Raw genomic sequence first — 21460 nt, 5'->3', positions numbered from 1 at the left:
GCCGGCCGCGCATCGGATCAGCCCTTCCTCAGCTTGCCGCGCACCAGATCGAGCAGCAGCTCATCGGTGAGCCGGGCGTCGCGCCCGGCATTGACCAGAAGGTCGACGGCGGCAGTCACCGCTTCCGGCACCGGCCCGCCTGCCTGCTGGGCGCCGCCCGGTGCCGGCTGCGCGACGACGGTGCCGTTCCGCCGTCGGGATTCAATGAATCCGGCAGCCTCAAGTTCCTTGTACGCCCGCGCGACCGTTCCGGCGGCGATGCCCAGATCGGTGGCCAGGCTGCGGACAGTGGGCAGCCGGCTTCCGGCGGTGAGTGTTCCGGTGGCGATCAGGGAGCTGATCTGCGAGCGGATCTGTTCATACGGCGGGGTTGCCGAGGGCAGGTCCACGGAGATACCGGCGTTCACGGCACCCGGCCCGGGACAGGCTTCACCGAGGCGGATGGAGTCCGGGCAAAACCCTTGACCGGGATGACGGCGATCACCACGCCAGCGGCCGCAAGCAGCGCCCCGGCTATGAGTGCCGGCTGCCACGTGGCGGCCCAGGTTGGTGCCGGCAGACCCAGCAGCGGCGGCCAGGCCTCGCTTGCCGTCATCAGCAGGACGCCTGCCTGTGCTGTGCAGAAGGCGGCGAACGTCCGGACCACACGATGGACCGTGATGGCCCGCAGGGCGGCGTCCAGGCCCGGGATGTCGGTGGAAATACTGCGACGCAGCAGGGCCGCAACAACCGGCAGGCTGGCGATGGCCGCGACGGCCGCCGTCGCCACCGCCGCGATCACCCAGCCGGGAGAACCATCGGGGGGTGTGCTGCCCGGGCGCAGGAAGCCGTCCAGCCCGGCCTCACGCAGTTCCCATTCGCCCGCAGCAGTCAGCACCGTGATCGCGACGAAGAATACGACGGCGACGATCGCCGTGGTGAGCAAGGCCGGGCTCACCACCTGCCGCGGCCGTGTCCGCGGTATCCCGTGGGTGCCATAGTTGCGTTGGAGCAGCAGTTCTCCGGCCCCAGCCACCAGCAGAACGGCTCCCGCCATCAGCGCGACAAATAGCACCGGCAGCCCCGGAACTCCGGCGCCGGGGAAATAGAGACTGGGCACGAACAATCCCAGTACGGCGGCTGCTACCGGCGTGAACCCCATGGCTGCCCCAAGGGACACTACGAGACGGGTCGCCGGATGTGCGGCGGCCGAAGTTTGTGTGAACGCCTGCCTGCTGCCGTTGCCGCTGACCTGGACGCTGGGCAGTTTGGGCGGCGCCCACCCCCACATCGCCAACAACACCACCAGCACCACCAGCCCGGCCGGGTTTGTCCAGCTGGTTACATTGGCGGCCGGATCGGGCCGGGCAGCAAAATTGCCCGCCACCGCGGCAAGCCCGGCGGCGATGGTTGCGACCGTCCTCAAGAGCCTGTTCATGGCGATGGTCCGCAGCAGGTCGTTCTCCGGTGCAACCAGGGCCTCGAGCTGCCTCCGGTGGCTGATGAGTTTGAGCACCAGCGCGGTTCCCAACGCCAGGGTGAGCCAGGCAGCGCCCAGGCAGGCGGCCAAAACGTAACCCTGGATCCGGCCGTCCCCACCGGTGCGCCTGAAACTGCCGGGGTCTTCCTGGAAAGTGCCATACGGGATGGCGTCGCAGGCGGGAAGGCCAGCCACAAACCCGATCTGCAGTGCCGAACCCACAAAGATCGCGGCGACAGTCCAGGCCAGGGGACGGGGCAGGAAGTCCCGGATGCGGCGGATCTCCAGCGAGGCCAGCCGGCGGGGGAGCCGGGGTCCGGGATAGCTCAGCTGCCCCACGGCATGGACCGCGAGGCAGCCCAGGACCGGCCACGCCAGGGCGGCCAGGATGCTTGTTGGCGTGGCCAGGATGGGCGATGTGGTGCGCACCGGAAGGATGCCCGCAGTCCCCGCGGCCTGCAGGGAGCTAGCCAACCACCCGATCACGCCGATCACGCCGATCCACAGCGCATGCTGGGTAACCGTCACGGCGGTGGTCCCGCCGCCCGGGGCCCTGATCACCCACCGCAGCAGCAGGTACAGTCCGGCGGCCAACAGGATGGGCCACAACAGGAACATGGGCGGCACACTGTGCACCGCTATTTCGAGACCGTCGACGCCTGGCACATCATCCCCCCAGATTTTGCGCATCAATGTACTAAGTATTTGATACAAACATCTCGGGGTCGACAGGCTGTGGCGTCGCGGCCGGGCGTGCCGAAAACCTAGTCGTCGAAGGGCTTGAACTGCTCCACTGCCACGATGCGGCGCCTATTGTCGATGGCCACGTGGCACACCACCAGTTCGCCGGGCGACAGGTAAGGGTCCGAGGCCGGCAGGAGCGCGCGCACGCGGCCCGGCATGTGCTTGCCCAGCTGGCCCAGGATGGTGGGCAGTGCGGGACGGTGCGTGCAGACGGCGACGGGCCGTGCCTTCTCCAGGAGCGACTCAATGGCGGCAGCGGTTTTTTTGGGGGTCCTGGCGTGCCGGTGTTCCGTCAGCGCTTCCACCAGTTTGACCTTGGCCCCTGTTGCCCTCAGGTATGGCGACACGGTTGAAACGCAGCGCTGCCAGGGACTCGTCACCACGCGCGGTGGCTTCCAGACCTGCAGTAGCCGGCCCACGGCCTGCGCCTGCCTGATTCCCGTCGCGGCCAGGGGCCGTTCACCCTCGGCTTTGGACCAGGACGAGCGGGGCTTGGCCTTTGCATGCCGCACCACAATCAGCGGCCACGTGTTGAGGTCACCCCGGCCATGGGCTGCCCGCAGATACTCCAAGGGAACGACGTCGGTCGGATTGGACAGCAGCCCCGCGGCCGTTTCAGGGGCGCACCACACCACGCGGTCCACCTCCTTGCCGTCGGGAACGAGGCGGGCGCCGTTGACGTGGACCGCCCAATAGTGGACCACTTTCAGTCCGGTCGCCACCCGGTAGTGGATGGGTGGCAGCGGAATGCCCAGGGGCGCATCAAGTCCGATCTCCTCCTGCACCTCACGGGCCGCGCATTCGGGAAGGGTCTCGCCGGCGTCGATCTTGCCCTTGGGCCAGGACCAGTCGTCATATCGCGGACGATGGATCAGCAGGACTTCGAGACCTTCGGAGTTGATACGCCAGGGCAGCGCCCCGGCGGCGACGACGGCGACTGCCTCGCCGGGATGGTCTGCTTGGTCTGCTACGAGGATGTCGCTCGCCAACGCCGTAGCCCTACCGCCGGCTCAGGCTGCGCTGGCGTGTGCGCGACGCCAGCAGCCAGGACTGGATGTCGTCGAGGTGGCTGCCGTCGTCGGCAATGTGGTGCCGGTTCCACATGCCCGCGTTATCCAGATGCCAGCTGGCTGTCTCCGGATCCATGTAGCGGCGCAGCAGGTTAAGGACGTAGCTGATGTCGTCGGGATTGGACAACTGGACCAGGGCCTCGACCCTGCGGTCCAGGTTCCGGTGCATCATGTCCGCCGAGCCGATGTAAACCACAGGATCGCCGCCGTTGGCAAAGGCGAACACCCGGGAGTGTTCCAGGAATCGGCCCAGCACGGAGCGCACGGTGATGTTGTCGCTGAGGCCCGGAACGCCGGGACGCAGCGAGCAGATGCCGCGCACAATGACGTCCACCATCACGCCGGCCTGGGACGCGCGGTAAAGGGAGTCGATGATGGCTTCATCCACCATGGAGTTGACCTTGATCTGCACCCTGGCGGCCAGTCCGGCCCGGGCGTTGCGGATCTCGGTCTCGATGCGGTCGATCAGCCCGGAGCGGACGGAGCGGGGAGCAACCAGGAGCCGCTTGAACGTGGACTTCGGCGCATAGCCGGAGAGCTGGTTGAACAGTTTGGAAAGGTCCTCGCCCACCTGGTCGTTGGCGGTCAGCAGGCCAAGGTCCTCGTAGTAGCGGGCCGTGCGGGGGTGGTAGTTGCCGGTGCCGATGTGGCAGTAGCGGCGCAGCCCGTCCACTTCCTGGCGGACCACCAGCGACAGCTTGCAGTGGGTTTTCAGGCCCACGATGCCGTAGACCACGTGGACGCCCGCCTGTTCCAGCTTGCGGGCCCAGGAGATGTTGGCCTGCTCGTCGAACCGGGCCTTGATCTCCACGAGGGCCAGCACCTGTTTGCCGGCCTCGGCGGCATCGATCAGGGCGTCAACGATGGGGGAGTCGCCCGACGTCCGGTACAGGGTCTGCTTGATGGCCTGGACCTTGGGGTCCGCGGCCGCCTGTTCCAGGAACGCCTGAACCGAGGTGGAGAACGAGTCGTACGGGTGGTGGAGCAGGATGTCGCGGCGGCGCATGGCCGAGAAAACGTTGGCGGCCTTGGACGTCTCGGACTCGTTCAGGAACCGGGACGTGTGCGGCATGTGCTTGGGGTAATGAAGGTCGGCACGGTCAATTCCGGCAATGACGGACAGTCCGCGGAGGTCCAACGGAGCCGGAAGCGAGTACACCTCGGACTCGTCCACTCCGAGCTCACGGATGAGCAGGGCCCGGATGTTCGGGTTGATGTCGTGGGTGACCTCGAGGCGGACGGGCGGGCCGAACCGGCGGCGCAGCAGTTCCTTCTCCAGCGCCTGCAGGAGGTTCTCGGCGTCGTCCTCTTCCACTTCGAGGTCCTCGTTCCGGGTGACGCGGAAGATGTGGTGTTCCAGGACTTCCATGCCGGCGAAGAGCTTGTCCAGGTGGACGGCGATGACTTCCTCAAGCGCGATGAAGCGCGCCACGCGTCCGGCCACGGCCCCGGCCCGCGGACCATCGATGGAGATCAGGCGGGGAAGCTGGTCCGGAACCTTGAGGCGGGCGAAAAGTTCCTTGTCACTGACGGGGTTGCGCACCACCACTGCCAGGTTCAGGGAGAGCCCCGAAATGTACGGGAACGGGTGGGCCGGGTCCACGGCCAGCGGCGTCAGGATCGGGAAGACCTTTTCGGCGAACATGGCACTGAGCTGCTGCTTGGCGGCGTCGTCCAGTTCATCCCAATGCATCAGGTGGATGTGCTCATAGGCCAGGGCGGGGCGGATCTGCTCTGCGTAGACCTGGGCATGGCGCTGCTGGAGGCGGTGGGCTTCGTCGCCGATCTTCTCCAGCACCTCAACAGGGCTGAGGCCGGCAGGGGAGGGCACGGCGAGGTTGGTGGCGATGCGCCGCTTCAGGCCTGCCACCCGGACCATGAAGAACTCGTCCAGGTTGGACGCGAAGATGGACAGGAAAGCCACGCGTTCCAGGAGGTGGAGCGTGGGATCTTCGGCGAGTTCCAGGACGCGGGAGTTGAAAGCCAGCCAGCTGAGCTCGCGGTCCAGGAAACGGTCCGGCCGGATGTCCCCTTCGGGCACAAGGTTGGGCGCAAACTCGGGGATGTCGATCCGGTCCTGCGTTGCACGCGAGGCAGGGACTTCGGATGAGCCGAAGCGCGCGCGCACCGGCACTGACGCGCCCTCGGACGTGACTGTTCCGGCGGGTTCCGGTTTCATGGTCTCTCCTCTTACCTGGCGCTTGATGCTGGCACTCGGCCGGCGCGGTTCTTTACCAACCTTACAATCAATCAGCGTCCACAAGCCCTAGATTTCGGGCCACCCGAAGCCGCTAGCCACACGAGTGGGCTAACTCACCCGGGTGCCACTAAACGGAGGCCAGCGGTCCGTACATCACGTCCATATCCCAGCGTGTGAAGCCCAGGCCCCGGTAGAGGGAAACGGCAGCGGTGTTGTCGGCATCCGTATAGAGCATGACGGCGTGAAGCCCCAGGCCTTGCAGATGCCTGATGCCAGCCACAGTGAGGGCTTTACCCAGGCCCATACCCTGCGCGGCCGGTGTGACGCCCACCGCGTAGACCTCGCCAATCGCCGGGTGGGCGCCGCGGCGCGGATGCACCTTGGTCCAGTGGAAGCCCAGTAACCGGTCCTCGGCGTCCACGGCCAACAGGAAACCGGCAGGGTCAAACCAGTCCTCGGCCATCCGGGCATCCAGGTCCGCGCGGGACATCGAGCCCTGCTCGGGGTGGTGGGCAAACGCGGCGCGGTTCGCAGCCAGCCAGCGGTCCTCGTCCTTGCCCGGCGCAAAGGGGCGGAGCGTGACGCCATCCGGTAGGCCGACGTCGGGCAGTTCTGCCGTGGCGGTGGTCAGCCTCATCTTCCAGAGTTCGCGCACTGGACCGTAGCCGTAGCGGGCGGCGAGGTCCGCGGCTGCCTCGTGGTTGCCGTGGGACCAGGCCTTCAGCCCATCCAGGCCTCGCCCCGACTGGAGTGCGCCGACAAGCCGGTCCGCCACGCCCTGGTTGCGGTAGCTGGGGTGGACGGCAATTTCCAGCACTCCGCTGCCGTCCGGATCCTCCACAACAACGGCAAACCCGGCCAGGTCCTGGCCGGAGGAGGGATCGGAGTCCTCGTCCGGCGCGTAGAGCGCCAGGGTCAGGAGGGAATGCTCTGCAGAGTCCCCGGCGCGGAGCGTCACCACCGTTTGCTCGGAAAGCGAGGGGTTGCCGTCAGACTCCTCGGCAGCTGCGAGGAGCGCCACGCAGTCCTTCAGCAGCTGTTCTTCTACACTGCTGTGGACGATAAGGACGGGCCATTTTTCCGGGTGCGCAGGACTCATGAGGCTAGGCTATACGCCCCGGCCGGAAGGCGCTCCGATTTGATGGCACCTGGGGCAGGCACGTATAGTCGATATCTCACCCGCCGGTAACGGTGGGGACGAGGGGGATCCACCAGTGGGGTGGCCTCGATACGTTCGACCCGTATGTCCTCCACAAATCCAGCTTCACTAAGACAGCAACAGCCCCGGACCAGTGGTCCGGGGCTGTTGCTGTCTTAGCGGTGTCAGGCTTCGGTCAGTTCGTCTTCCTGCTGCCGCACCAGGGTCAGGCGGTAGCCGACGTTCCGGACCGTGCTGATCAGGTTTTCGTGGTCCGCGCCGAGCTTGGCCCGCAGCCGCCGGACGTGGACATCCACGGTGCGCGTGCCGCCGTAGTAGTCATAGCCCCACACCTCGGTGAGCAGTTGCTGGCGGGTGAAGACGCGGCCGGGGTGCTGGGCCAGGTATTTGAGGAGTTCGAATTCCTTGAACGTCAGGTTCAGCGGGGCGCCGTTCACGCGGGCAGTGTAGCTCGCTTCATCGATGACCACGCCTGCCGCGCGGATCTCCGTGGGGGCGTCATCCTTGTCCGGCACTGCCCGCGCCACGGAAAGCCTGATGCGGGCTTCCACTTCGGCGGGACCGGCTGAATCGAGCACGATGTCATCCACGGCCCAGGCCGAAGAAACAGCGGCCATACCGCCCTCGGTGAGGATCAGGACCAAGGGTGCGCTCAGACCAGTGGCCTTGAGCAGCTGGGTGAGGGAGCGGGCGCCCACCAGGTCCTTGCGGGCGTCGAGAAGCACAATATCGCAGGGATCGGTCTCCAGCAGGGCTGTGGGTTCCGCGGCGAGGATGTGCACGCGGTGGTTCAGCAATTCCAGGGCAGGCAGAATGTCTACCGAAGAACCGGTGCTGTTCGTCAATAGCAGGATGTGCGACATTGTTCCTCCAAGGGGCGTCCGCGCATCTTTGGGCGACTGAACCGGGTTTTCACCGGCCGGTACTATCTGACTGCAGCGGACTTGGCCGAGTAAGGATCTATCCGGCCGGCATCCGTGGCAGGAAGCGTAGCTGAACTTTGAGTATACCCACCGGCCCGCGCGACGGCATGGATTTCGCCCCGGCAAACCTTCGTTTTGCGACATATCCGGGTCATATAAGGCAGGATTGAGCCGTGGGGCAGAACGCCCTGACACCGAAGGCAAAGCCGCCGGGTCCACAGCCAGAATGGGATGCCACGAATTGAGTGCAGAGTCGAAGCCGCCGCGAACCGGCCGGCCGGGTCCCCGATGACCGCCGAGGTGCAGGCCCCGGCAAAGTCACTGGGTTCCTGGGTCATCGGTGTTGTTGGCGTGGCGGGTCTCGTGGCGATCATCGCCGGCGTCTACATCTCACGCGAGGCACTTATCGGCGTCGCCGCGGTGATTGCCGTGGCGGTCGGCATCGGCTGGCCGCATTTCCTCCGCATCCCGGCGAAGAAGACCCTGGCTGCCGTCATTGCGCTGCCCGGCGTCGGTTCGGCGCTCGCTGCCGGCTTCGTCCCTGCCCCGGGTTTCCTGGACTGGACGCCTGCGTTCATGGCGCTGGGCATGATGGCCGTGTTTGTGGTGCAGCTCATCCGAGGCACCGGCCAGGCCCAACGGCTTGAATCCACCCTGGGATGCTGCGCCGGTGTTCTCCTCTCATGCCTGGGAGCAGGTTGGATCGCCGGCGCGCGCTTCAACGGCGTCCGCGAGATGCTCCTGGTGGCAGCCATCAGCGCTGCTGTGGCACTGTTGGCCGGCCTGATCCGCTGGCCGGACAGCATCGTGGCGCCCTTCGGCCTCGTGATGGCAGGACTTGCCGGGCCGCTCGCTGGCCTGGTCTTCTCCGACATTGCTGTCCTGCCGGCGGCGATCTTCGGTGTTGTGGTGGGCGCCGTGCTGGTCAGCTTCCGCCGCCTCGTAACACTCCGCGGCGGTCCGCTGAATCTTCTGGCTGCGGTTAGCATGGGGCTTGCACCGGTTTCGGCCGTGGGTTCCCTGGCTTACTTCATAGACAAACTACTCATCTACTAACCGGTTAGGATGGCATCATGTCCGTACTTGCATTTGAAATCTTCTTCCTCGTCCTGCTCGGCATCGCCAGCCTGTCCATGGCCTGGTTCGCCGGCTTTGTGGTTTACCGCCTCTTCAAAGGCCAGAAGTAAACCCGTTCGACGAGCTAGCATTTTCCTGAGGTAATTGTCGTGCCGATAGAAATTCCTACAGACCTGACACCCGAACTTGTTCCGCTTTCCTGGCTCATTGGTGAGTGGGAAGGCAGCGGCCGGCTCGGAAGTGGGGACGAGGACTCGGAGCACTTTCTCCAGCGTGTGTCCTTCACCCACAACGGGCTGCCATACCTTCAGTACCGCGCGGAGAGCTGGTTAACTGACGACGACGGCACGCGCCTGCGGCCGCTGACAGTTGAGACCGGTTTTTGGGCTCTGGAGCGCAAACAGCTTGATGCCGACGGCGGACCGGGCCTGATTCCGGCCGATATTGTTCCCGCCCTCAAGAGCGCCGACGAAGTCGAAGCGTTGCGCAATAAAGACGGCGGCTTCGATATCTCGGTGTCCATCTCACATCCCGGCGGGATCTCTGAGCTCTACTACGGGCAGATCAAGGGCCCGCAGATCCAGCTCACCACCGACATGGTGATGCGCGGCAGCCATTCCAAGGACTACAGCGCGGCCACCCGGATCTTCGGTCTGGTGGACGGCAACCTGCTCTGGCGCTGGGACGTGGCTACAGGCGGAACATCGCAGCCCGGCAAGGGTCTCGAAGCGCACGCCTCGGCGTTCCTGAAAAAGGTTTCCTGACGCCCTGCCGCGTCACCGACTCTCAGTAGACTTGGCATCCTGGGCTTCACCCACGAGTGAATCGAGGAGCATCATGGCTGCACCGCAGGACTCCACTGATTACAGCGACCTGAAGGCTGTGTTCTTCAACGGCACCCTTAAACGGTCGCCGGAGATCAGCAACACCGAGGGCCTGATCAACGTCAGCCGCCTCATCATGGAGAAGCAGGGCGTCAGCACCCGTGTGATCAGGACTGTCGATCACGACATCGCCAGCGGTGTTTACCCCGACATGACCGAGCACGGCTGGCCCTCCGATGAGTGGCCGGAACTGTACCCTGCTGTTGAAGAGGCCGACATTGTGGTGGTGGCCGGGCCGATCTGGCTGGGTGACAACTCCTCCCAGACCAAGAAGCTGATCGAACGGCTCTACGCCCATTCGGGGGAACTGAACCACAAGGGCCAGTGGGTGTTCTACCCCAAAGTCGGTGGCTGCCTGATCACCGGCAACGAGGACGGCATCAAGCACTGTTCCATGAACGTGCTGTACAGCCTGCAGCACGTCGGCTTCACCATCCCGCCGCAGGCCGACGCCGGCTGGATCGGCCCGGTGGGTCCCGGCCCGAGCTACCTGGACGAAGGCTCCGGCGGCCCCGAATCCGATTTCACCAACCGCAACACTACGTTTATGACCTGGAACCTGCTGCATTTCGCCCGGATGCTCAAGGACGCCGGCGGGATTCCCGCGTACGGCAATCTTCCTGAAGAATGGAAAGCCGGAACACGCTTCGATTTCGAAAACCCGGAATACCGCCCTCCAACCGCCCCCTAACCTCGCAAGGCCGCACCGGCTCCCTAACCTCGCAAGGCCGCACCGGCTCCCTAACCTCGCAAGGCCGCACCGGCTCCCTGCCCTCGCAAGCTCGGGCCGGGGCCCTCGCCAGAGCGGTTCCACGGCCAGGGAACCCAGCGGTCGTGGCCCCAAGGCTCGATCACCGTGCGGAGACCGGAATACCCACCGACCTAAGGACGTTCCCCCAGTATGACTACTCCCAGCCCCCTACTGTTGCGCCCTGGCGCCGTCGAGGCCACCGGCGCGGACGCCGGCGTCGCATCCCACTACGGTGAGCCGCTGCGCGAGCAGCGCGCCCTCGCAGCCGGTACCGCCGTCGTCGACCTTTCCCACCGCGGCGTTGTGACCGTCAGCGGTCCGGACAGGCTGAGCTGGCTGAACACCCTGTCTTCCCAACAGGTCACCGGCCTGCAGCCGGGGGAGGCCAGCGAGTTGCTGTTGTTGAGTGTCCAGGGCCGGATCGAGTTTGACGCCCGCGTAGTGGACGACGGCGGGACCACCTGGCTGATTGTTGAGGCCGCCGAGGCGGCACCGTTGGCTGAGTGGCTGAACAAAATGAAGTTCATGCTGCGCGTCGAGGTCACCGACGTCTCCGCCGACTGGGCCGTGCTCGGGTCCACAAAGGCTGTGAAGGAATGGTCCGGACTGCTGGCCTGGCGGGATCCCTGGCCGCACGTCGGCGCCGGCGGTTACTCCTATGCCGTGGTTGCGGAAGAAGGTCACCCGGGGCTGGAGCGGCCCTGGATCGAGTACCTGGTGCCGGCCGCTGAACTCGAGGAAACCTTGGCAGACCGCCCGCTCGCCGGTGTTATGGCGGCCGAAGCCCTCCGCATCGCTGCGTGGCGCCCCAGGCTGGGCGCCGAAACCGACGACAAAACCATTCCGCACGAACTGGACCTCCTCCGCACCGCCGTGCACCTGTCGAAGGGCTGCTACAAAGGTCAGGAGACCATCGCCCGCGTCCACAACCTGGGCCATCCGCCGCGGCGCCTGGTGTTCCTGCAGCTGGACGGGTCGCAGCACACCATGCCCGCGCCCGGCAGCCAGGTCATGCTCGGCGAGCGGAAGGTCGGGACAGTGACGTCCGTTGCCCAGCACTATGAAATGGGCCCGGTGGCGTTGGCCGTCATCAAGCGGTCCGTCGCACCGGATGAAATGCTGACCGTGCTGGACGGCGAGGAGCCGTACATCGCTGCCCAGGAAGTAATTGTTGCTCCCGACGCCGGCCAGGTAGTGGGCCGCCAGACTGGATTCCTGAGGGGGACCCGCTGATGACCGAGAACACCGCACTCGGCGCCGATTCGCCCGGCGACGCCAAAACCGACACCTCAACGCCCAACGACGAAGCGGTGGCACTGGCCCACCGGCTCTTCCAGGCTGCCCGGGAGGGGGACACCGGTCTGCTGCGCAGCTATCTGGACGCCGGGGCGCCCGCCACCATGACCAACACCGCGGGCGATTCCCTGCTGATGCTGGCCGCCTACCACGGCCACGCGGAGACGGTACAGCTGATCCTGGAGCACGGCGGAGAGGCCAATACGGCCAACGACCGCGGCCAGACCCCCTTGGCCGGTGCAGCATTCAAGGGCTATACGGACGTGTCCCGCGTGTTGCTGGACGCCGGTGCAGATCCCGACGCCGGCAGCCCCTCCGCCCGGGCGGCCGCGCAGATGTTCGCCCGCACCGACATCCTCGACCTGCTGGGAAACTGAGGCTTGGAAAATGTAGCGCGGCCTTGGCCGGCACTCTGGTCCCTGGTCATCGGGTTCTTTATGATCCTGATCGACACCACCATCGTTTCGGTGGCCAACCCCAGCATCATGGAGGGACTGGGAACGGACATCAACGCCGTGATCTGGGTGACCAGCGCCTACCTGTTGGCCTACGCCGTGCCGCTGCTGATCACTGGCCGGCTCGGCGACCGCTTCGGACCCAAGAAGCTCTACCTCTCCGGCCTCGTGGTCTTTACGCTCGCCTCCCTCTGGTGTGGGCTGGCCGGTGACGTCCAGACGCTGATCACCGCACGGATCTTCCAGGGTCTGGGCGCCGCCATCATGACGCCGCAGACCATGGCGGTGATCACCAGGATCTTCCCGCCGGACCGCAGGGGCGCCGCCATGGGCCTGTGGGGCGCCACCGCGGGCCTGGCAACGCTGGTGGGACCAATCCTGGGCGGCCTGCTCGTGGACAGCCTCGGCTGGGAATGGATCTTCTTCATCAACGTGCCGGTCGGCATCGTTGGATTTATCCTCGCCTGGCGGTTCGTCCCCACCCTCAGCACGCACCCCCATAAGTTCGACATCCCGGGCGTGCTGCTCAGCGCCGTCGGGCTGTTCCTCCTGGTGTTCGGGATCCAGGAGGGCGAGACGTACAACTGGGGGACCATCGTGGGCCCCGTCAGCGTCTGGGGTCTCATCATCACGGGCTTGGTGGTGCTTGGGGCGTTCATTCTCTGGCAACGCTTCAACAAGGGCGAGCCGCTCCTGCCGCTGGGCCTGTTCCGGGACCGTAATTTCTCCTTGGCAAACATCGGGATCACCACCGTTGGCTTCACCGTGACCGCCTTCGCGCTGCCGCTCATTTTCTACTACCAGCTGGTGCGGGGCATGACGCCCACCGAATCGGCGCTCATGATGGTTCCCATGGCCCTCATCTCCGGTGGCCTGGCGCCCGTGGTGGGCAAAATCATCGACCGGGTCGATCCGAAGTACATCACTGCCGGCGGGCTGGTCCTGATGGCCGTGGCGCTGTTCTGGAACTCTGCCCTGATGCACCCGGATACTCCCATCCTGCTCTTCCTCCTGCCCAGTGCTGTCCTGGGGTTCGCGAATGCCGGCATCTGGGCGCCCCTGAGCTCCACGGCCACGCGCAATCTGCCGCCGCGTCAGGCCGGGGCAGGTTCCGGGGTCTACAACACCACCCGCCAGATCGGCGCGGTACTGGGCAGCGCGGCCATCGCCGTGCTCATCCAGGCGCGCCTGGCCGCGGAACTTCCCGCGCAAGGTCCCGGGGCGGGCGGAATGGAATTCTCCGGACTGTTGCCTGAGGCGCTCCATGAGGGATTCTCGACGGCGATGGGACAGTCCATCCTGCTTCCTGCCGGTGTGATCCTGGTGGGCGCTGCCGTGGCACTGTTCTTCTCCAAGCCCAAGGCCGTGGCGGGTTGGAGCGGTCAGCCGGCGGCTCCGGCCGTAGTGGATGCCACCCGGGCGTCCTAGGCGGCGTCAGCCCAGGTGCACGCTGGTCTGGATGCCGCCCGCGGACAGGCCCAACTGCCGTGCCAGGGCCACCGCGCCGGTGTTGCTGACCTCGGCGCGCCACTGGATGGTGAGGCCCGCAGCGAGGGCCTCGTGGGCGGCGATGGATGCGGCCACGGATCCCAGCCCGCGGCGCCGCCACTCGGGGTCCACCAGGACTCCCATCTGCGCGAGAAGTCCTTCCCACTCCCCGTAGGCGCCGCAGGCCACCGGAACACGCAGCCCGTCCACCTCGTGGAGGATCGTGTAGCGGTTTTCGAGTTCTGACAGGTGCACTTCGTTGACGTCGTCCGGCGGGCACAGGCCTTCGAGCTCGATCGCCTCCGGGTTTCCGTGGGACACGGTCAGCTCTTCGGAAGGCTGGCGCAGGGGCAGGTCGTCGGCGAAGAACAACGCCGCCGAGCCCAGGCCGTGGCCTCCGTGGGACCGCGTAAGGGTCAGGAGGGTCACATGCTGGGCCATCTCCTCGTCCGGAATTCCAGCGGCGGCGTCAATGACCCATTGCGGCCCCACCAGTGCCGAGCTGCCGAACAGCCTGACGAACTCCACAGTCTCTGCAGCGTCGTCAGCCCGGACCATCCGCTCGCCGGAAGTCAGCGACGCAGCGAAAGCGCCGTCGTCGAGCCCCAGATGCCGGGCCCAAGCGAGCTGGATGATGGCGGCGGAACCGGGGTCAAGAGTCATATCCCCAGCCTACCCAGCACAGGGAAGCGCGAACGGACACTTGAGGCCCCACCGCGGAGGGGCCTCAAGTGTCCGTTCGCGCTGATCGGGGCTTAGCCGAACAGGACAGCAGCCTCGTCGTAGCGGTTCTGCGGTACGGTCTTCAGCTGGCCCAGGGCCTTGTCGAAGCTCACGTGTTCAATGTCGGTGCCCTTGAGCGCCACCATGGTGCCCCAGTAACCCTCCACCACGGAGTCGATGGCCGCCATGCCCAGGCGGGTGGCGAGCACACGGTCGAACGCGGACGGGACGCCGCCGCGCTGGATGTGCCCCAGTATGGTGGCGCGGGTCTCGATGCCGGTGCGGGCTTCGATCTCGGGGGCGAGCCGGTCGGCGATGCCGCCCAGCCGGGGCCGGCCGAACGTGTCCAGGCCGCGCTCGGAGTGCGGGGATTCCATGTGGTCCGGAACAAAGCCCTCGGCCACAACAATCAGCGGGGCGCGGCCACGGTCGTGGGCTTCCTGGACCCATTCGGTGATCTGCTCGATGCTGACCTTCTGCTCGGGGATCAGGATGGCGTGGGCGCCGGCGGCCATGCCGGCGTGCAGGGCAATCCAGCCCACATGGCGGCCCATGACCTCGGCGATCATGCAGCGGTGGTGGGACTCGCCCGTGGTCCGGAGCCGGTCGATGGCCTCGGTGGCGATCTGGACGGCCGTATCAAAACCGAAGGTGTAGTCGGTGGCGTCAAGATCGTTGTCCACGGTCTTGGGGACACCCACGATCTTGAGACCGACGTCGGTAAGGCGTTTCGCGGCCGCGAGGGTCCCTTCGCCGCCTATAGCGATGATGGCGTCGATGCCGAGGCGGTCCATGTGGGCCTTGATGACCTCCGGCCCGCCGCCGTTTTCAAAGGGGTTGGTGCGGGAGGTGCCCAGGATGGTGCCACCCTGCTTGGCGATGCCGCGGACCATGCTGCGGGGGATGTCGATGATGTCGCCTTCGACGACGCCCCGCCAGCCGTCCAGGAAGCCCACGAATTCGTGGCCGTGGATGGCGATGCCCTTGAGGACGGCTCCGCGGATGACAGCGTTCAGTCCGGGGCAGTCGCCACCGCTGGTAAGAATTCCAATTTTCATGTCTCGGCTCAAATCCTGGTGTGAAGGTTTACAGGCAGAGCGCCACGCTGAGCTCAACTAGATTGTAGTCGGCGGTGTGCGTTACGACACAAACCGGTTACAAAAGGCCCCGTTCCATGGCAAGGACCACGGCACGGGTCCTGTCGTCCACATCCGGTTTGTTGAAGACCCGCAGCAGGTGGGTCTTGACCGTCGCTTCGGCAATGTGGAGCGCCGTGGCCACCTCGGGATTGCTCAAGCCCTGCGCCACGCAGCGAAGGACCTCCACCTCCCGGGCGGTCAGCCGGGGCAGTTCAGGCGCGCGCATCCGCGAGACCAGGCGTGCCGCCACCGGCAGGGCGAGAACCGTCTCACCGCGCGCGGCAGCGCGCACGGCCTCGATGATGCGGTCCCCGGCCGTGTCCTTCAGGAGATAGCCCACCGCCCCGGACTCCACTGCGCGCATGATGTCTGAGTCGTCGTCGTACGTGGTCAGCACCAGCACCTTGGTGTCGGGAAACCGGTCCCGGATCTGCGCGGTGGCGTCGGCGCCGTCAAGGACGGGCATCCGCAGGTCCATCAGTACGACGGCGGGGCGCAGCCGGCTTACGGCGTCCACAGCCTCCTGGCCGTTGGCCGCGGCGGCCACCACTTTGATGCCGTCCGCGGTAGCCAGGAGCGCCGCGAGGCCGCCCCGGACCACGGGGTGGTCATCGGCGAGGACAACTGTCACAGTTTCCGGGAGGCTCATGTCACGGCTCCGGGCAGGGGTGCGTCCGTACCGCGGGTCCCTGGCTCGGCGTCCGTGCCGCCGGGCCCGAGGGCCTCGGTGGGGACCACCGCCACCAGCCGGGTGGCGCCCGGCGCGGAAGTGACCTGCAGCCGGCCACCGATTTCGTCCAGCCGGGCAGCCATCGACTTCAGGCCGAACCCCTGGTGATCCGCCGAGACGTCAAAGCCCTGCCCGTTGTCCGTGACGGTCAGCCGGAGCAACGGCGGGCCGCCGGCAGGGATATCCATCAGTACCTCCGCGGCCGTGGCTCCGGAATGCCTGCGGACGTTGTTGAGTGCCTCCTGGGCGGTCCGGAGCAGTGCCACCTGCTGCGTGGACGGCAGCGGGGGCAGGTTGTCGGGCAGCTCCACGGTCAGCCGGATGCTGTCCAGGTGCAGGGTGTCCGGCAACCGCTTCAATGCCGCCAGGAGGTCTCCGCCCTGGACATCCGACGGGACGCCTGAGGCCACCAGGGCACGGGCTTCGGCCAGGTTCTCCCGGGCGGTCCGCGAGATTGCGGTGAGGCTGCGCACCAGGCCTGCCGGGGCTTCCGGTTGCGCCCTGAGCTGGGCCTGCGCCGCTTCGGAGAGCATGGCGATGGACGTGAACCCCTGGGCCAGCGTGTCGTGGATTTCCCGTGCCATCCGCTCACGCTCAGCCAATGCACCGCGTGCCTGCTCGGCGTTGTTCAGTTCGTAGCGCGTGGCCTCGAGCTCGGCCAGCAGCTCGGCACGCTGTTCGCTTTGCTCAATGACTTTCGAGATCCAGAGTCCGATCATGCAGCTGGCCACAAACGAGGTCACCAACTGGGCCGTGATGCCGTAGACCTCCGTGCCGGCAAGTCCCCAGCGGCTGATCTGGCCAACGGCCACTCCGACGCAGAGTACGGCGGTGGCTGCCACGCCCTGGCGCTGCGAGGACGTGAACATCCAGACCTGCGGGAAGGCCACAAACAGCAGGACCCCGGCGCCGTCGTACACAAAGGACAGGAACACCACCACCGCCACCAGCAGTGCCACGTAGATAGTGGGCCGCAGTGTCCGGAGATCCCTGGTCCGGGTCAGGAACGGGTACGCGGCCCCGAGGAGCACCAGCGCACCAATGACCAGGGGCGTCCCGGAATAGCGCTCGTCGCCGAACAGGGCGAAATAGGACACGCTGGCCAGCGCGGCGTAGAAGCCGGCATGCCACCAGACCATGGAGGTGGTCCATACGGACCGTGCCGGCAGCAGCCGCTCGGTCCGTCCGCTCATATAGCTCATGGCTGCACCCTATCCGCGTGCCGCCGAGCCACCAAGATCAACGATTGGTGAGGCCTGGAGCCGGCTACTTCTGCGGCGGCCACTTGAACGCCAACCGGGCAAGCACGGCACCCGCGGCCACCCAGATGCCCAGGACCAGGAACGTCAGCGGCAGGTTGTAGGTGCCGCCGGGCTCAACGGCTTCAAAGCCGGCAGGCAGGAAAACAGACCTGAAGGCGCTCGCCGTCCAGCGCAGCGGGAAGAAATTGGCCACGGACTGCAGCCAGTCCGGAAGCTGCGAGAACGGGAAATACACGCCCGACGTGAAGGACAGGAGCAGTACCGGCAGGACCGCCAGCGTGGACGCGCTTTGTGCCGACTTGGGCAAGGCAGTGAACGCGATGGCCACGGTGGCCCAGGCAGCCGTGGCCAGGATCATCAGCAGCGCCACCAGGCCCCACTGCCCGGCATCCCGTGGCAACGGGACGTCGAACAGGACGGCTGCCGCGAGCAGCAGGAGAACAGCCTGGGCCACGATCAGGTAGAGCGTCTGGCCGGTTTTCCCGATGAAGTACGACGCCGCAGGCAATGGCGTTCCGGCCAGCCGCTTCACCGTGCCGTTGAAACGCTCAGTGGCCACGTAGCTGCTGAGGTTCTGGAACCCGCTGAGGATGGTGCTCAGCGCAAGCATGCCGGGCAGGTAGTAGTGCGCCGGGGTGATGCCGCCCTGCCCGTCCGGGCCGGCCCCGAAGACCGGCTCATCACCGAAAACAGTCCCGAACAGGGACATCATCAGGATCGGGAAGAAGAGGACCAGGACCAGAGATAGCACGTCACGGTTAAATAGTTTGATCTCCAGCAGGACCCGGCCAAGTCCCAGGCGCAGGACTGATGGGCGCCAGGTCGGGCGGCCGGTGGCGGGGGAGACGGATGCGGGGACTGCCGTGCTCATCGGAGGGCTCCTGAAACGGACGATGCGTCCGTAGATCGTGCGGCGGATGGTTCGGCAGAGGGTTCGGCGCCGTCCGCGGCACCGATGAGCTGGAGGTAGATGTCCTCGAGGCTGGGACGTACGACGGCGAGCTCCGCCGGCTCTATTGCGCCGCCGTCGGACAGCGACGCGACCAGGGAAGCTGGCTGCTCGGTCACCACTTCGCGAAGGCCGGAAGCATCCCGCCACCGGACGCGAGGCATGCGGAGGCCCGGACCGCCGATGTCCTGCGGGCTGCCTTCGGCGATCAGCCGCCCGTGGTTGATGACGCCGATCCGGTCCGCCAGCTGCTCGGCCTCGTCCAGGTAGTGCGTGGTGAGGACAATGGTGGTGCCGCCGCTGCTCAGCCGGCGGATGAGGTCCCAGAACTGCCGACGGGCCTCCGGATCGAATCCTGTGGTGGGTTCGTCCAGGAACAGGACTTCCGGGTTGCCGATGATCCCCAGCGCCACGTCCAGCCTTCGCCGCTGGCCGCCCGAAAGGGTTGAGATACGGACGCCGCCCTTGCCCCCGAGCCCCACGGCTTCCATGACCTCGTCCACCGGTCGGGGCGCCGGGAAACAGGCAGCCAGTGACCGCAGGGCCTCTGAAACCCTGAGTTCCCCGGAGTCGGTGGACTCCTGGAGGACGATGCCGATCCGGGCGCGGAAGGACGGTGCCGCCTTCCAGGGGCGCGTTCCCAGAACCATGACCTCGCCGCTGTCAGGTTTCCGGTGGCCTTCCAGGATCTCGATGGCGGTGGACTTGCCGGCGCCGTTGGGACCCAGGAGGGCGTAGGTTTCGCCGGCATGGATGGTGAGGTCCAGCTGGTCCACGGCCGTGAGGGTCCCGCCTTTGGGCAGGCCGTACGTTTTGTTGAGGCCGCGCACGGTGATGGCATCAGGGGATTGCCGCTGCCCGGGGATGAGGGAAGTGTTCATGCTTCCAGCGTTGCAGTCCCGGGGTGCCGGTCGACAGGCCCGGCCGGTTGAATCTGTTGTCCACCGGCCGGTGGACAAGGACAGCAGAAAGGCCCCCGCTCCTGGAAGGAATTCTCCGGGGAGCGGTGGCCTTGCGGTTCTGACCTGAGGTCAGCTGATGGAGCGGCGGTCCAGGAATTTCTGCAGCGGGATGGAGTTCTGCTGGTCAGGAAGGACCAGCCACGCTGCGATGTAGAGGACGACGGCGGGGCCGGGGAGGAGGCAGAAGACCAGGAAAGCGATCCGGACGAATGCCACATCCACGTTGAGCTTTGCTGCAATGCCGCCGCACACACCTCCCAGCCAGCGTTGGGGTCCACGTTTCAGGCCGAAGCCCCTGACGATGCTGAAGAACTTGTCCATGGTTCAAGACTTCCCTGTTGTGGGTTCATTGTCACGCTTTCGGGCCGAAAGCAGCCCGCCGATCACCAGCGCGGCGCCGGCGCCGATCATAAGGCCGATCAGTACGTAGGTGCCGTTCAGGGTTACCACGCCCAACTGGGCGATGATGATCAGGGCGGCCAGCGCCATCACGATCAGGCCCCAGACTATCGTGCCCACCCGTGTGGGTGAGGGTCCGGCCGCGTCGGTGTGCACCGTCGTCGGGGTTTGCGGGGTAGACGAATCCGGTGCCGGATCGAAGCTGCTCATGTCAGTTTCCTTCCTGGATGGTGACGTTGCTGAGGGTGCCGTCGATCCGGATGATCAGGTGGCCGCCTGGCTTGTCGGTGTTGTAGCTGGTTTCCTGGGAGGTAATGCCGCCCCGGTGGTTGGTGCCTTCGTTGAGGTTCCCCAGCGTCATGTCTGCCCTCACGTCCACGGGAATGTTGCTGGGGAGGATCACGGTGACGTTGCTCGCCGTGATGTCCAGGGGAACTACGACTTCTGAGTCCAGCGGGGCTTGCGCGCCCAATTGGGTGAGGTCAACGGTTCCCCTGCCGCCGGTGACGCTGAAGCCATCGGCCGCCTGCTGCTGGCTCGTCGGTGCCCAGTCGACCTGGGTGAAGCGGACCCTGTCGCCGTTGCCCACAACGTTGAAGATGCCGCCAATCACCAGGGCAACAACGGCGAAGAATCCGAGGATTCCGGACGTCCTGCCGCGCAGGCCCGCGACCAGGATACCCAGGCCCAGGATGGCTGCACCGCTGGCCCAGACGATCGCGTTGGCGGCGTCGCCGAGGTTGATCACGTTGCCGGCGTGCAGGGCTTTGAGCCCGCCACCCACCAGGAGCGCTGTTCCGGCTGTAATGGCTACTGCCGGGGCGCCGGGGCCGGAGGGGCGGACCTTGGGTGCGCGTGCCGGGCCCTGTGGAGGCTGGTAGCCGCCGTAGGCACCGCCGTCGCTGCCGCCCCCGCCGTAGCTGCCCCCACCGTAAGGCGGGTTGACGCTCGACGGCGGGACCGGAAGGTAAGGCGCGCTGCCGGTCGCGCCGGACGTGCTCGACGTGCGGGTAGAGGCGGAATCCGTGGCCGCAAACGGCGAGGCATAGGGGGCGGTGGGGGCGGCCGGGTAACCGGAGTTTGCGCCGGCCGGCTGCGGTGCGGCGGTCATGGGAGCTCCATTTCGGGCCTTGTTGCGTTGGGTCAGGTAGTAAATGAAGTAGATGGCGCCGCCCACCCAGAAGACGGTCCAGAGGAATCCGCCGAAGCCGTTGCGGCTCCAGCCCCAGAATCCGCCGCCCAGCCCGGTGAGCCCCACCACGGTGGTGATCAGGGCGCCTGTCATGCCGCTGGACCAGCGGCCGGCGCCGGCTTCCTGGACGTGGATGCGCCCGTCGGGTTCGGGAAGGAACGCCCAGGCCAGGCCGTAGAGCAGGACGCCGATTCCGGCGAAGAGGGTGAGGACAATGAAGATGCCGCGGACAATCAGCGGATCGATGCCCATCCGGTGCGCGATGCCGCTGGAGACACCGCCGATCCACCGGTCGCGTCCGCGCTGGATGCCGTGGCTCCGGACCCAGGTGAAGAAGTCACCGGACTGCCCCGGCGCTTTGGCGCTGGAGTACGGGCCTGCGGACGGCCCGGCATACGGGCCGGCATCGGGACCGGCGGCCGGGGGTGTGTCCTGCGAAGCAGCTGGGGGTGGCAGGAGTGGTTCGGTTGGCTGGTCCGGGTCGCGTGGGGGGAGCGGTTCCGTGGGCTGGCCGTCATCGGGGGTGGGGGTCTGCGAGTTCATACTTCGATCCTGCCGTCCGGGGCGGCGCAGCTCTACTGGGGAACACCCTGACTCG

The 21460-nt window shown here is 66.5% G+C and carries 21 protein-coding genes; 6 read left to right on the top strand and 15 right to left on the bottom strand.

The features are described 5' to 3' along the window. Nucleotides 1-17: 17 nt before the first annotated feature. The 6 genes from NG696_RS16795 to NG696_RS16770 form a co-directional block, all read right to left on the bottom strand. On the bottom strand, nucleotides 18-407 hold the full coding sequence (locus NG696_RS16795) for a GntR family transcriptional regulator (RefSeq protein WP_252569589.1): 390 nt from the start codon (nucleotides 405-407) through the stop codon (nucleotides 18-20). Then, the gene (locus NG696_RS16790) at nucleotides 404-2077 is read right to left on the bottom strand and encodes a hypothetical protein (protein WP_252576197.1); all 1674 of its coding nucleotides are present in this window, start codon (nucleotides 2075-2077) and stop codon (nucleotides 404-406) included. Before NG696_RS16790 ends, NG696_RS16795 begins: the two co-directional genes overlap by 4 nt. Before the next feature lie 146 nt (nucleotides 2078-2223). Continuing rightward, nucleotides 2224-3192 carry an NUDIX hydrolase gene (locus NG696_RS16785; RefSeq protein WP_252569583.1) on the bottom strand — a complete coding sequence of 323 codons (969 nt, stop codon included), beginning with the start codon at nucleotides 3190-3192 and terminating at the stop codon, nucleotides 2224-2226. Between the two features lie 10 nt (nucleotides 3193-3202). Beyond that, the gene (locus tag NG696_RS16780; RefSeq protein WP_252569581.1) at nucleotides 3203-5452 is read right to left on the bottom strand and encodes an RNA degradosome polyphosphate kinase; all 2250 of its coding nucleotides are present in this window, start codon (nucleotides 5450-5452) and stop codon (nucleotides 3203-3205) included. A gap of 148 nt (nucleotides 5453-5600) precedes the next feature. After that, nucleotides 5601-6572 carry a mycothiol synthase gene (gene mshD, locus NG696_RS16775; RefSeq protein WP_252569579.1) on the bottom strand — a complete coding sequence of 324 codons (972 nt, stop codon included), beginning with the start codon at nucleotides 6570-6572 and terminating at the stop codon, nucleotides 5601-5603. A gap of 224 nt (nucleotides 6573-6796) precedes the next feature. Beyond that, nucleotides 6797-7495 carry a winged helix-turn-helix transcriptional regulator gene (locus tag NG696_RS16770; RefSeq protein WP_056344481.1) on the bottom strand — a complete coding sequence of 233 codons (699 nt, stop codon included), beginning with the start codon at nucleotides 7493-7495 and terminating at the stop codon, nucleotides 6797-6799. Between the two features lie 348 nt (nucleotides 7496-7843). Here NG696_RS16770 and NG696_RS16765 point away from each other — a divergent pair, with 348 nt between their 5' ends. From NG696_RS16765 to NG696_RS16740, 6 genes are all read left to right on the top strand, one after another. Next, nucleotides 7844-8611 carry a permease gene (locus NG696_RS16765; RefSeq protein ID WP_252570547.1) on the top strand — a complete coding sequence of 256 codons (768 nt, stop codon included), beginning with the start codon at nucleotides 7844-7846 and terminating at the stop codon, nucleotides 8609-8611. 170 nt (nucleotides 8612-8781) lie between these two features. Further along, nucleotides 8782-9396: a nitrobindin family protein gene (locus NG696_RS16760; protein ID WP_252569576.1), complete on the top strand. Its 615-nt coding sequence runs from the start codon at nucleotides 8782-8784 to the stop codon at nucleotides 9394-9396. 73 nt (nucleotides 9397-9469) lie between these two features. Next, nucleotides 9470-10207 (top strand): flavodoxin family protein, encoded by a 738-nt coding sequence (locus tag NG696_RS16755; protein ID WP_252576196.1) that lies wholly within the window; start codon nucleotides 9470-9472, stop codon nucleotides 10205-10207. Nucleotides 10208-10417: 210 nt separating this feature from the next. Beyond that, nucleotides 10418-11500, top strand: coding sequence for a CAF17-like 4Fe-4S cluster assembly/insertion protein YgfZ (ygfZ, locus tag NG696_RS16750; RefSeq protein ID WP_252576195.1), 1083 nt, complete (start codon nucleotides 10418-10420; stop codon nucleotides 11498-11500). Beyond that, on the top strand, nucleotides 11500-11940 hold the full coding sequence (locus tag NG696_RS16745) for an ankyrin repeat domain-containing protein (RefSeq protein WP_252576194.1): 441 nt from the start codon (nucleotides 11500-11502) through the stop codon (nucleotides 11938-11940). The genes ygfZ and NG696_RS16745 overlap by 1 nt, the downstream gene beginning before the upstream one ends. Before the next feature lie 3 nt (nucleotides 11941-11943). Then, on the top strand, nucleotides 11944-13446 hold the full coding sequence (locus tag NG696_RS16740) for a DHA2 family efflux MFS transporter permease subunit (protein WP_252576193.1): 1503 nt from the start codon (nucleotides 11944-11946) through the stop codon (nucleotides 13444-13446). A gap of 6 nt (nucleotides 13447-13452) precedes the next feature. Here the strand turns inward: NG696_RS16740 and NG696_RS16735 are convergent, their stop codons facing one another. From NG696_RS16735 to NG696_RS16695, 9 genes are all read right to left on the bottom strand, one after another. Beyond that, a complete protein-coding gene (locus tag NG696_RS16735; RefSeq protein ID WP_252576192.1) occupies nucleotides 13453-14169 on the bottom strand; it encodes a GNAT family N-acetyltransferase in 717 nt (238 codons plus the stop codon). A gap of 92 nt (nucleotides 14170-14261) precedes the next feature. Beyond that, nucleotides 14262-15287 carry an ATP-dependent 6-phosphofructokinase gene (locus NG696_RS16730; protein WP_058931694.1) on the bottom strand — a complete coding sequence of 342 codons (1026 nt, stop codon included), beginning with the start codon at nucleotides 15285-15287 and terminating at the stop codon, nucleotides 14262-14264. Between the two features lie 97 nt (nucleotides 15288-15384). Beyond that, entirely contained in the window at nucleotides 15385-16017 is a 633-nt protein-coding gene (locus NG696_RS16725; protein ID WP_252576191.1) for a response regulator, read from the bottom strand. Beyond that, complete coding sequence (locus NG696_RS16720) at nucleotides 16014-17300, bottom strand: sensor histidine kinase (protein ID WP_252576190.1); 1287 nt, start codon at nucleotides 17298-17300, stop codon at nucleotides 16014-16016. The genes NG696_RS16725 and NG696_RS16720 overlap by 4 nt, the downstream gene beginning before the upstream one ends. 64 nt (nucleotides 17301-17364) lie before the next feature. Next, nucleotides 17365-18231: an ABC transporter permease gene (locus NG696_RS16715; RefSeq protein ID WP_252569553.1), complete on the bottom strand. Its 867-nt coding sequence runs from the start codon at nucleotides 18229-18231 to the stop codon at nucleotides 17365-17367. Further along, a complete protein-coding gene (locus NG696_RS16710) occupies nucleotides 18228-19190 on the bottom strand; it encodes an ABC transporter ATP-binding protein (RefSeq protein WP_252569550.1) in 963 nt (320 codons plus the stop codon). The genes NG696_RS16715 and NG696_RS16710 overlap by 4 nt, the downstream gene beginning before the upstream one ends. Nucleotides 19191-19340: 150 nt before the next feature. Next, nucleotides 19341-19592 carry a PspC domain-containing protein gene (locus NG696_RS16705; RefSeq protein WP_056344450.1) on the bottom strand — a complete coding sequence of 84 codons (252 nt, stop codon included), beginning with the start codon at nucleotides 19590-19592 and terminating at the stop codon, nucleotides 19341-19343. 3 nt (nucleotides 19593-19595) lie between these two features. Continuing rightward, nucleotides 19596-19880: a hypothetical protein gene (locus tag NG696_RS16700; RefSeq protein ID WP_252569547.1), complete on the bottom strand. Its 285-nt coding sequence runs from the start codon at nucleotides 19878-19880 to the stop codon at nucleotides 19596-19598. A 1-nt stretch (nucleotide 19881) separates the two neighbouring features. Then, on the bottom strand, nucleotides 19882-21405 hold the full coding sequence (locus NG696_RS16695) for a PspC domain-containing protein (RefSeq protein WP_252576189.1): 1524 nt from the start codon (nucleotides 21403-21405) through the stop codon (nucleotides 19882-19884). Nucleotides 21406-21460: the final 55 nt, after the last annotated feature.

Origin of the sequence: Pseudarthrobacter cellobiosi (assembly GCF_023913755.1) — a bacterium.
Classification (GTDB): Bacteria; Actinomycetota; Actinomycetes; order Actinomycetales; family Micrococcaceae; genus Arthrobacter; species Arthrobacter cellobiosi.
This window is presented reverse-complemented; position numbering and strand designations above follow the sequence as displayed.